Below are 9594 nucleotides of genomic sequence, written 5' to 3'. Positions count from 1 at the left end.
CCCAACCAGCCCCCGCCCAACCGGGCGCACCCGCCCAGCCGGCCGCGCCGGTCGATCCGAACGCCGTGGTCGCCACGATCAATGGCCAGTCGCTGACCGAGGCCGACCTTGCGCTTGCCGAAGGCGAGCTGTCGCAGCAGTTTGCGCAGATGCCGCCCGAACAGCGCCGCGCCGCAGCCCTTTCGGCGGCGATCGAAATCAAAGTCATGGCCGCCCAGGCGGTCACCACCGGCCTCGACAAGGATCCCGACTTCCAGCGCCGCATGGCGTTCCTGCAGCAGCGCGCCCTGCATGGCGAAATGGTCGAGAAGGATGTCGTCGGCAAGATCACCGATGCCGAGGTTCGCGCCCGCTATGACCAGGAAATCGCCAACACGCCGCCGGCCAACGAGGTCCATGCCCGTCACATCCTCGTGAAGACGAAGGAAGAGGCCGATGCGATCATCAAGCAGCTCGATGGCGGCGCCGATTTCCAGAAACTCGCCAACGAGCACACCAGCGATCCGAGCGGCAAGACCAGCGGCGGCGATCTCGGCTGGTTCGGACCCGGTCAGATGGTGCCGGAATTCGACAAGGCGGTGTTCGCGCTGGCGGTCGGCAAGTACACCGAGCAGCCGGTGCAGTCGCAGTTCGGCTGGCACGTCATCCAGGTCGAGGACAAGCGGGCCAAGCAGCCGCCGGCCTTCGACCAGGTCAAGGATCAGGCCCGTCAGGCTGTCATCCGCGACAAATACATCGCGCTGGTCAAGTCGCTGCGCGCCCAGGCCAAGGTCGAGATCCCGGACGAGAAGCTGAAGAAGACGGTCGACGCGCTGGAAAACACCAAGTAGGCGAGGGCAATCGCCTGTGCAAAATTGTTGGCGTCGGCGCCGCCCCTCATCTGCCTGCCGGCATCTTCTCCCCGTGTAGTGACGGGGAGAAGGGGGCTGGCCGCGACCCCGGCGCCATTCCTGCAACGCTGGAGGTTGGCGAAATCCGTTGCGAAGGCGTCCTTCTCCCCGTCACTATACGGGGAGAAGTGCCCGGCAGGGCGATGAGGGGCAGCGCAGCCTCCGACAATTGTTCCTCTGGTGGTCTGCACCACGCCAGGGTCTTGCCCCGCCACCCTGCCGCTCTACCGGGCGGTGCGACCGATGACACGTCGACGCCTCCGCCGGACAGCCGCGGCGTCGACCGAGCCGGCATCGTCAGCTTCTATGCCTTTCAACAGATAGCCAACCGCCTTGCGCAGCGTCGTTTCGTCTTCGTCGAGGCGATTGGTCAAAAGATGCGTCCAGGCAAACGAGGCGACCAGGTCGGCGACGAGCGTGGAATCGACGTCGGCCGCGACTTCGCCTCTTGCCTTGGCGCGTTCGATCATCTGGCCGGTATGGGCATGGCGTCCTTTGGTGTATTCGGCAAACACGGCGGCCACGGTCGCGTCCGACTGCGCCTCGGCGATCAGCGATCTGAAGATGCTGCCTGACGATGTTTCGCGCCAGTGCGAGAACAGGCTTTTGAGGAAGCCGACGAGATCGTCCTCGAGGTTACCGGTATCGGGATAATCGACGCGCTTTAGCCGCTGATAGACGTCGAACAGCAAGGCGGCTTTGCTCGGCCACCAGCGATAGATTGTCGGCTTTCCCGCACGCGCCCGCCGCGCCACCGCTTCGATCGAGAAGCCGGAATAACCGGCCTCGACCAGAACTGCCTCGGCGGCGTCGAGAATGGCGTCGGCGCTGTCGGGGTTGCGCCGCGCGCCGATCGACCTGCGCCCCGGAACCAGCCCCATCCTGTTTTCCTTGCTCATGATTTTCGTCGGCACATCGTACACACTTTCTAGTCGAAACGAAACGGTCCGTTTCGTGCAACTGAGCGTTTCGTTTCGATGAGAAAGGGGAACGTGCTCAACCACCTAACGCCCTTGCGCCGGCGCCCGCTATGGGGCAAACCGGCGCTCTCTTGCGTTTCTCCCGCCCGAGGTCCTCATGTCAGCCACGATTTCGCCGCTTGCGCCGAAGAAATATCCCAAAATGCCTGACATCGAGGGCGTCCGCATCGCCACAGCCGAGGCCGGGATAAAGTACAAGAACCGCACCGACCTGCTGACCATGGTCTTCGATGCCGGCACCACGGTCGCCGGCGTGTTCACCAAGTCGAAATGCCCGTCGGCGCCGGTCGATTTCTGCCGGCAGAATCTTAGCGCCGGCAAGGCGCGCGTCCTGGTCGTCAATTCCGGCAATGCCAATGCCTTCACCGGCAGCAAGGGCCGAGCCTCCACGGCAATGACCGGCGAAGCTGCGGCCAAGGCTGCGGGCTGCACGCCGGACGAGGTGTTTCTGGCCTCGACCGGCGTCATCGGCGAGCCGCTGGATGCCGGCAAGTTCGGCCATTTGCTCGCCGGACTGGTCAAGGACGGCAGGCCGGACCTGTGGACCGAAGCCGCCAAGGCAATCATGACCACCGACACCTATCCGAAACTGGCGACCGCGACGGTAAAACTCGGCGACGCCGACGTCACCATCAACGGCATTGCCAAGGGCGCCGGCATGATCGCGCCCGACATGGCGACGATGCTCTCCTTCATCGCTACCGACGCGCCGATCGCAGCCCCCGTGCTGCAGGATCTTTTGTCGCGCGCCACCGCCAAGACCTTCAATGCGGTCACCGTCGACAGCGACACCTCGACCAGCGACACACTGCTGATGTTCGCCACCGGCACGGCCGCCCGGCGCGGCGCGCCTGATATCACGAATGCCGGCGATGCGCGCCTTGGCGCCTTCCGCCGCGCGCTCGGCAAGGTGCTGAAAGCGCTGGCACTGCAAGTGGTGCGCGACGGCGAGGGCGCGCGAAAACAGGTCGAGGTCACCGTCACCGGCGCGAAATCGGCCCGCTCGGCCAAGCGCATCGCGCTGTCGATCGCCAATTCGCCGCTGGTCAAGACGGCGGTCGCCGGCGAAGACGCCAATTGGGGCCGCGTGGTCATGGCCGTCGGCAAGGCCGGCGAACCGGCCGACCGCGACCTGCTGTCGATCTGGTTCGGCGACATCAGGCTGGCGCATCAGGGCGAGCGCGACGCCGCCTACTCCGAGGAGGCGACGTCGGCCTACATGAAGCGCGACGAGATCCGCATCCGTGCCGATATCGGCATCGGCCGCGGCAAGGCGACGGTGTGGACTTGCGACCTCACCAAGGAGTATGTCGCCATCAACGGCGATTATCGGAGTTGATGGCGTTGGTTTCCAGACATCCGGCAAGCGTGCTTGCCATCGTGCGCCGCTACGAGGCGGCCAGCTTTCGCGCCTGGCCGGCGGCGGCCGTGCATTATGACGGCACCTGGGTGGTGCGACTGACGGCGGGCCATCCGGCCAAGCGGCTGAATTCCGTCAACCCGCTCGATCCGGGCGACATCCAGCACATTGTCGATCGCATCGGCCGCGCCAGCCGCCGTTTCGACGCCTATGGCCGGCCGCTGACCTTCCGCATATCGCCGCTGTCGGGGCCGATACTTGCCAAACATCTCGACAGCGAGGGCTGGAGCACATTCGACGAATCGCTGGTGATGCGGCTGCCGCTGGCGGACGCCCAGCTCGATGCCGCCATGGACCAGATCCCGCTGAAGGACATCAGCCGCTTCATCGGCGCGGCGCTCAAGGTAAGCGGCTCGGATGTGTCTCTGCGGCCGGGCCTGTCGGAGATCATCGGCGCCATCCAGCCGGAAGCCGGGCTGTTCGCGCTCGAAGACGGCACCGAACCGCTGGCGACGCTGATCTGCGTCCATGACGGCGATCTTGCCGGGCTGTTCGAGATCGCCACCGACAAATCGGTGCGCAACCAGGGCCATGGCCGCCACCTCATCCTGTCGGCGCTGAAATGGGCACGGCTGCGCGGCGCCCGGGAAGCCTGGCTGCAGGTCGAGGCCGACAACGCGCCGGCGCTGGCGCTTTATCGTTCGCTCGGGTTCGACGAAGTCTATCGTTACCATTATCGCCGGCCGCCCGGCGCATGACCGGCCCGCACCCTGTCGGCAAGCGCCTGCTCCTGGTCGCAGCCTGCGCGCTGGTCGATACCGACGGCCGCGTGCTTCTGGCGCAGCGCCCCGAAGGCAAGCAACTGGCCGGCCTGTGGGAGTTTCCGGGCGGCAAGGTCGAGCCCGGCGAGACGCCGGAAGAATGCCTCATCCGCGAATTGTACGAGGAGATCGGCATCGAAACCGATATTCCCTGCCTGGCGCCGTTCACCTTCGCCAGCCATTCCTACGATGATTTTCACCTGCTGATGCCGCTGTTCGTCTGCCGTCGCTTCCGCGGCATCGCGCAGCCGAAGGAGGGGCAGGTGCTGAAATGGGTGCGGCCGCGCCAGATGCGCGATTTTCCGATGCCGCCGGCCGACGCGCCGCTGATCCAGTTCCTCATCGATCTTCTGTGATTTGCCCTCCGAGACATAGACAACGTTAATGGAAGATTTATCTGGCCGTGAAAAAATGACGGCAGAAATCGAAGGAAGGTCGTGTCCAGGCCTTCGCCGGAGGGCGGTTGCATGAGCCTCGACAGGGACTGGGATTCGATCCGACCCGACCGCAGCTTTAGGGCTGCCGGCATGGGAATATTGCGGATCACGCTTTTGTTCGGCTCGGCCGCGGTGGCGCTGGCCCTGATCGCCACGCCCTTGCTCGACAACCGGACGCGATCAGCCCGCGACGATTTTGCCGGCGGCCTCGACAGGATGAGCACAGGGTCGGTTGAAAGCACGGGTTCGATTGGAAGCACGGGCTCGACCGGCCGTCGTGATACCTACACGCTGCGCAGGAGCGTGCTGCAGCCGCTGCCCACTTCGATCTGCGTGATACGCGACAATGGCCAGCGCAGCGGCGACTGCTGACACCGGCCAAAGCGGGTGCTTTCATCGCCTGTTAAGCCTGTGTCATTAACCTTTCTTAACAGGTCCGCGCTAGGGTTCCGGCAAGCGGGATCGACGGCCATGAAAACATTGCTGCAACGATTTTGGGAAGACAAGACCGGCGCGACGGCTGTCGAATATGGGCTGATCGTGGCCGTGCTGTCGCTTACCATTGTAGGCGGCGTCGGCAAGGTCGCCGACGCAATCACGTGGCTGTTCAGCGACAATGCCAGCAAGCTTGTGAAGGCTTTCGCGCAGTAACCGACCAGCCGCGTCCATAATAAACCGGTCAGCGCCGGCCGGGATTTTCCAGGATTGTCTTCAGCGACAGTTTTGCCGAGCCCGGCTTCAGCGGTTTTTGCTGCGAGGCGTCGGGCGCCCAGCCTGACATCCAGACGATCGGAAAACTCGCCCTGACGCGGCCATCGGCATCCGAAAATCGTTCGGCATAGATTTCGGCGGCGCGGGCAAACAGCTTTCGTGTGGCCGGTCGCCTGCTGCGGTCGATGAGCGCGCTGGTCTCGCCCATCGCCCGCAGGTCCGCCATCAGGCCGAACAGGGAATCGTAGCGCACCGTCACCGTCTCGACGTCGGCGACGGGCAAGGCCAGACCGGCGCGTTGCAAAAGCGCGCCGGCGTCGCGCACGTCGGTGAACGGGATGACGCGCGGGCTGGCGCCGCCGTAAAACTCGGTCTCGGCGGCGAGCAGGCATTCGCGCAGCTCGGAAAGCGTGCCGGCGCCGGCAAAAGCGCCTAGGAAAAGACCGTCCGGCTTCAGTGCGCGGCGGATCTGCACCAGCATGCCGGGAATGTCGTTCATTGCCTGAAGCGACAAAAGCGACACCGCGAGGTCGAGGCTTTCCGGCTCGAATGGCACGGTCTCCAACGGCGCCACCAGTCCCGCGGCATCGCCCCCCGCCCCGTCGCCCAGGAAAGCCGCATCCGCCTCGACGCGCACGATGTCCGCCACCTTGCCGCTTGTCGCGAGCACGTCGACTGCCGCCGGCGTCTGGCAAAACAGGACGGCCGCCCTGTCGAATTTGCGTTCCACTGCGCCCAGCCGGTCGGCGAGTTCCTCGGCCGCCCGCCGCATCAGGAAATCCGCGCCGGCAGCCGGGCTGGCGAGGGCCCGGCGCTTGTGCGCCAGCCAGAGAGAGGTATCGACTATAGGTTGCAACTGACAGTTCCTGGTTTCCGCACTCTGATATAGGGTGGCGGAGAAAGAACCACGTGGCCGATCCAATGCCGGATATCAAGAGTGTCGCTCGAAAGGCGTTGGACTGGCCGGCGCGCATCCTGTTTCCGCCGGTTTGCGCCGGTTGCCGACGGCATGTCTCGCAGCCCGGCGTGCTGTGCGGCGCCTGCTGGCCGAAACTCAGGCTTCTGGAGCGGCCATGGTGCCCGGTGATGGGCACGCCGTTCACCCATCACATGGGCGAGGGGTTCCTGTCGGCCGAGGCGATCGCCGACCCGCCGCCCTTCGAGCGGGCACGGGCCGCGGTCGCTTACTCAGGTGTCGCCCGCCAGATGGTGCAAGGGCTGAAATACCAGGATCGCACCGATCTGGCGCCGTGGATGGCGCGCTGGATGCTGCGCGCCGGTGCCGAACTGATCGCGGAAGCCGATGTGGTCGTGCCGGTGCCGCTGCACTGGCGGCGCTTTTTCAGGCGTCAGTTCAACCAGTCGGCGGAACTGGCAAGGGCGGTATCGCAGCTTGGCGGGCTGCCTTTTGCGCCCTCCGCGGTCAGGCGCGTCAAACTCACCCGCCAGCAGGTCGGGCTGGAGCGGCGGGAACGCGAGGAGAATGTGCGTGCCGCCTTCAGAGTGCCGGAGGAGGCCGAGATCGAGATCGCCGGCCGCCGGGTGCTCCTGATCGACGATGTCTATACCACCGGCGCCACTGTCCGCGCGGTCGCCAAGGCGCTGAAGAAGGGCGGTGCCGGGACCGTCGACGTGCTGACCTTTGCGCGCGTGCTGCCGGGGGACTTTCGGGCCGACGAGTCCGCGACTATATAGATTGGGAAAAGGCAGGATTGCTGACCGATGGTCGACGTGACGATCTATACACGGATGATGTGCGGCTATTGCGTGGCGGCCAAGCGGCTGCTCGAGCGCAAGGGTGTCGCTTACACCGAGCATGACGCCTCCTTCTCGCCGGAACTGCGCCGGGAAATGATTTCCCGCGCGAATGGCCGCTCGACCTTTCCGCAGATATTCATCGGCGACACGCATGTCGGCGGCTGTGACGATCTCCATGAACTGGAGGCAGAGGGCCGGCTTGACCGTCTGCTCGCCAATGGCTCGACGAATTGAGGACAAGACGATGGGTGCTTTCAAGGGGGCGGCGATCCAGATGCGTTCGGGCACCAGCCCCGAGCGCAACGCGGTCGATCTGGAGCGGCTGGTGCGCGAGGCCGCGGGCCAGGGTGCGACCTATATCCAGTCACCGGAAATGACCGGTGCACTGGTCCGCGACAGCCAGGCGCGGGCCGCCGCCTTCACGTCCGAGGACAAGGACATCATCGTTTCGACCGCGCGAAAGCTGGCGAAAGACCTTGGCGTCTTCCTGCATATCGGCTCGACCGCCATCCTGCGCGCTGACGGCAAGCTCGCCAACCGCGCGCTTCTGTTCGGGCCGGATGGCGCCACGATTGCCGCCTACGACAAGATCCACATGTTCGACGTCGATCTCGACAATGGCGAGAGCTGGCGCGAATCCGCCGCCTACGAGCCAGGCACCGAGGCCGTCGTCACCGAGATCAGCGGCGCCGGGATCGATGGGGCGAAGCTGGGTTTCGCCGTCTGCTACGATTTGCGCTTTCCGCAGCTGTTCCGCGCCGAGGCGATGGCCGGCGCCGACCTGCTTTCGGTGCCCGCCGCTTTCACCCGCCAGACCGGCGAGGCGCACTGGCACGTGCTGCTGCGGGCGCGCGCCATCGAGAACGGCGCCTATGTCGTTGCCGCGGCGCAAGGCGGCCTGCACGAGGACGGCCGCGAGACCTATGGCCATTCGCTGATCGTCGATCCTTGGGGCCGTATCGTCGCCGAAGCGTCACATGACGAACCGGCGGTGATCGTCGCCGAGATCGAGCCGGCGCAGTCGGCCGCCGCGCGCAAGAAGATCCCGAATCTGAAAAATTCACGCGACTTCGCCGTGAACGGCACTCCGGTCGAGGCGCATAGTCTCAGGGGTGCGGCGTCTTGATTCGCTTTTCACTGATCTGTGACCACGAGCATGAATTCGAAGGCTGGTTTCGCAGCAACGACGATTTCGACACCCAGAAGAAGCGTGGCTTCGTCGATTGCCCGACCTGCGGCTCGCACAAGGTCGAGAAGGCGTTGATGGCGCCGGCCGTCTCCACCGGGCGCAGCCGAGAAAAGATCGCGCTCGCCATGGGCGAGGCCCAGAAGCAGGCGTTGGCGCAATTGAAGGCGATGGCCGAGAAGGTGCGCGAGAACGCCGACTATGTCGGCGACAAGTTTGCCGAGGAGGCGCGCAAGATCCATTTCGGCGAGAGCGATCCGCGCGGCATCTATGGCGAGGCGACGCTGGAGGAGGCCAAGGGCCTGGCCGAGGACGGCGTCGAATTCATGCCGGTGCCGGCATTCCCGGAGGATCGTAACTGACTGCTAGGAGCCATCCTGACCAATCGGGATGGGGTTCTGCCGGCCTCCAGCCGCCAATCTCCAACATTTGCGACTAGCTACAAGCCACCACACCTTCGTCATCCTAGGGCGGAGCAGGAGCGAAGCGACGTCGCGCAGACCCTGGGATCCATGCCGTTACACCGGCCGAAGAATGCAGCGGCTCAGAACGGCGCTTGTATCCGCACGGTGCGAGCTACCACCATGACCGCGAGCCAGAAGCGCGGCACGATTTACATCGGTGTGACCAACGACCTCGGCCGCGCTGAAGCGCTGGCCGCGCCAATGGAGATCGAGCTGATCGAGAAGGCCAATTCAGAATGGTTCGAGCTTTTCGCGGAACCGGGTGGTAGCGTTCGGTTCTGCGCCGCAGGAGCACTGCCGCCAGATAACGGAATGGATCCCAGGGTCTGCGCCGCGTCGCTTCGCTCCTTGCTCCGCCCTGGGAAGACGACGGGAGGGATGTTTCGGTTAATCTCCAAGGTTTGCGATTTGCCGCTGAACGGAATGATCAGCGTTCGCTGCCGATCGGCCCAGATCTGTCAAAATCACTGATATTCACCCCCGGCTGACGCTCCCTATCAACTTCTCAAGCAGGCCAGCGAGTGTGTCCTGTTCGGCGCGCGTCAGGCCGGAAAGTATCTCGTGTTCGTTGGCGACGTGAGCGGCGACCGCCTCATCGACCAATGCGAGACCTTTCTCGGTCAGTTGCACGACAACCCCGCGCCGGTCGTTGGGATGCGGTCCACGCATGATCAATCCGGATTTCTCAAGCCGGTCGAGCCGGTTGGTCATGGCGCCCGACGTCACCATCGTCGCCTCATAGAGGGCGGTTGGCGTCAGCGCGTAAGGTGATCCGGAACGGCGCAGCGTCGCCAACACGTCGAATTCCCCGGATTGCAGGCCGAAGCGCGCAAACAGCGGAGCGAGGCGTTCTCGTGCTATCAGCGACGAGGCTTCGTTCAACCGTCCGAGCACGGCCATCGGCGAGACATCCAGGTCCGGCCGTTGTCTTTTCCACTGCTCGATCGCTTTCGCAGCGCGATCCATCTATCTCACCGTTAAATATCT

General features: G+C 64.7%; 14 protein-coding genes. 11 read left to right on the top strand and 3 right to left on the bottom strand.

Features of this window, described 5'->3' with window-relative positions; translation table 11 throughout:
- Window positions 1-830: peptidylprolyl isomerase (locus AC0L2K_RS32650; protein ID WP_287188093.1), on the top strand; the 830-nt coding region annotated here is incomplete at its 5' end.
- A gap of 284 nt (window positions 831-1114) precedes the next feature.
- On the opposite strand, the gene AC0L2K_RS32645 is transcribed toward AC0L2K_RS32650, so the two are convergent.
- Window positions 1115-1789, bottom strand: a complete 675-nt coding sequence (locus AC0L2K_RS32645) for a TetR/AcrR family transcriptional regulator (RefSeq protein WP_473533363.1) — start codon at window positions 1787-1789, stop codon at window positions 1115-1117.
- 178 nt (window positions 1790-1967) lie between these two features.
- Between AC0L2K_RS32645 and argJ the strand changes: the two genes are divergently transcribed.
- From argJ to AC0L2K_RS32620, 5 genes are all read left to right on the top strand, one after another.
- The gene (argJ, locus tag AC0L2K_RS32640; protein ID WP_473533362.1) at window positions 1968-3209 is read left to right on the top strand and encodes a bifunctional glutamate N-acetyltransferase/amino-acid acetyltransferase ArgJ; all 1242 of its coding nucleotides are present in this window, start codon (window positions 1968-1970) and stop codon (window positions 3207-3209) included.
- A complete protein-coding gene (locus AC0L2K_RS32635) occupies window positions 3209-3988 on the top strand; it encodes a GNAT family N-acetyltransferase (RefSeq protein ID WP_473533361.1) in 780 nt (259 codons plus the stop codon). Before argJ ends, AC0L2K_RS32635 begins: the two co-directional genes overlap by 1 nt.
- A complete protein-coding gene (locus tag AC0L2K_RS32630) occupies window positions 3985-4407 on the top strand; it encodes a (deoxy)nucleoside triphosphate pyrophosphohydrolase (RefSeq protein WP_023797288.1) in 423 nt (140 codons plus the stop codon). Before AC0L2K_RS32635 ends, AC0L2K_RS32630 begins: the two co-directional genes overlap by 4 nt.
- A gap of 111 nt (window positions 4408-4518) precedes the next feature.
- Window positions 4519-4860 carry a hypothetical protein gene (locus tag AC0L2K_RS32625; RefSeq protein WP_023797289.1) on the top strand — a complete coding sequence of 114 codons (342 nt, stop codon included), beginning with the start codon at window positions 4519-4521 and terminating at the stop codon, window positions 4858-4860.
- Window positions 4861-4959: 99 nt separating this feature from the next.
- Entirely contained in the window at window positions 4960-5139 is a 180-nt protein-coding gene (locus AC0L2K_RS32620; protein ID WP_023797290.1) for a Flp family type IVb pilin, read from the top strand.
- A gap of 28 nt (window positions 5140-5167) precedes the next feature.
- Here the strand turns inward: AC0L2K_RS32620 and AC0L2K_RS32615 are convergent, their stop codons facing one another.
- Window positions 5168-6055: a methyltransferase domain-containing protein gene (locus tag AC0L2K_RS32615; protein ID WP_128178183.1), complete on the bottom strand. Its 888-nt coding sequence runs from the start codon at window positions 6053-6055 to the stop codon at window positions 5168-5170.
- A gap of 53 nt (window positions 6056-6108) precedes the next feature.
- On the opposite strand from AC0L2K_RS32615, the gene AC0L2K_RS32610 reads away from it, so the two are divergent.
- The 5 genes from AC0L2K_RS32610 to AC0L2K_RS32590 all read left to right on the top strand — a co-directional run bounded on the left by AC0L2K_RS32610 (window position 6109) and on the right by AC0L2K_RS32590 (window position 9078).
- Window positions 6109-6894, top strand: a complete 786-nt coding sequence (locus tag AC0L2K_RS32610; protein WP_023797292.1) for a ComF family protein — start codon at window positions 6109-6111, stop codon at window positions 6892-6894.
- A gap of 27 nt (window positions 6895-6921) precedes the next feature.
- The gene (gene grxC / locus AC0L2K_RS32605; protein ID WP_027153348.1) at window positions 6922-7191 is read left to right on the top strand and encodes a glutaredoxin 3; all 270 of its coding nucleotides are present in this window, start codon (window positions 6922-6924) and stop codon (window positions 7189-7191) included.
- A gap of 10 nt (window positions 7192-7201) precedes the next feature.
- Complete coding sequence (locus AC0L2K_RS32600) at window positions 7202-8083, top strand: carbon-nitrogen hydrolase family protein (RefSeq protein WP_473533360.1); 882 nt, start codon at window positions 7202-7204, stop codon at window positions 8081-8083.
- Window positions 8080-8505 carry a DUF1178 family protein gene (locus AC0L2K_RS32595; protein WP_128169840.1) on the top strand — a complete coding sequence of 142 codons (426 nt, stop codon included), beginning with the start codon at window positions 8080-8082 and terminating at the stop codon, window positions 8503-8505. Before AC0L2K_RS32600 ends, AC0L2K_RS32595 begins: the two co-directional genes overlap by 4 nt.
- Before the next feature lie 222 nt (window positions 8506-8727).
- Window positions 8728-9078: a hypothetical protein gene (locus tag AC0L2K_RS32590; protein WP_473533359.1), complete on the top strand. Its 351-nt coding sequence runs from the start codon at window positions 8728-8730 to the stop codon at window positions 9076-9078.
- A gap of 3 nt (window positions 9079-9081) precedes the next feature.
- Here AC0L2K_RS32590 and AC0L2K_RS32585 read toward each other — a convergent pair whose 3' ends face one another.
- Window positions 9082-9573, bottom strand: coding sequence for a MarR family winged helix-turn-helix transcriptional regulator (locus tag AC0L2K_RS32585; protein WP_128169839.1), 492 nt, complete (start codon window positions 9571-9573; stop codon window positions 9082-9084).
- Window positions 9574-9594: the final 21 nt, after the last annotated feature.

The organism is Mesorhizobium sp. WSM4817 (assembly GCF_055811135.1).
This window is presented reverse-complemented; position numbering and strand designations above follow the sequence as displayed.

Coding starts and splice junctions, on each gene's coding strand:
- AC0L2K_RS32620 (WP_023797290.1), top strand. CDS start 4,960: ATGAAAACATTGCTGCAACGATTTTGGGAAGACAAGACCGGCGCGACG.
- AC0L2K_RS32630 (WP_023797288.1), top strand. CDS start 3,985: ATGACCGGCCCGCACCCTGTCGGCAAGCGCCTGCTCCTGGTCGCAGCC.
- AC0L2K_RS32590 (WP_473533359.1), top strand. CDS start 8,728: ATGACCGCGAGCCAGAAGCGCGGCACGATTTACATCGGTGTGACCAAC.
- AC0L2K_RS32600 (WP_473533360.1), top strand. CDS start 7,202: ATGGGTGCTTTCAAGGGGGCGGCGATCCAGATGCGTTCGGGCACCAGC.
- AC0L2K_RS32585 (WP_128169839.1), bottom strand. CDS start 9,573: ATGGATCGCGCTGCGAAAGCGATCGAGCAGTGGAAAAGACAACGGCCG.
- grxC (WP_027153348.1), top strand. CDS start 6,922: ATGGTCGACGTGACGATCTATACACGGATGATGTGCGGCTATTGCGTG.
- AC0L2K_RS32645 (WP_473533363.1), bottom strand. CDS start 1,789: ATGAGCAAGGAAAACAGGATGGGGCTGGTTCCGGGGCGCAGGTCGATC.
- AC0L2K_RS32635 (WP_473533361.1), top strand. CDS start 3,209: ATGGCGTTGGTTTCCAGACATCCGGCAAGCGTGCTTGCCATCGTGCGC.
- argJ (WP_473533362.1), top strand. CDS start 1,968: ATGTCAGCCACGATTTCGCCGCTTGCGCCGAAGAAATATCCCAAAATG.
- AC0L2K_RS32625 (WP_023797289.1), top strand. CDS start 4,519: ATGAGCCTCGACAGGGACTGGGATTCGATCCGACCCGACCGCAGCTTT.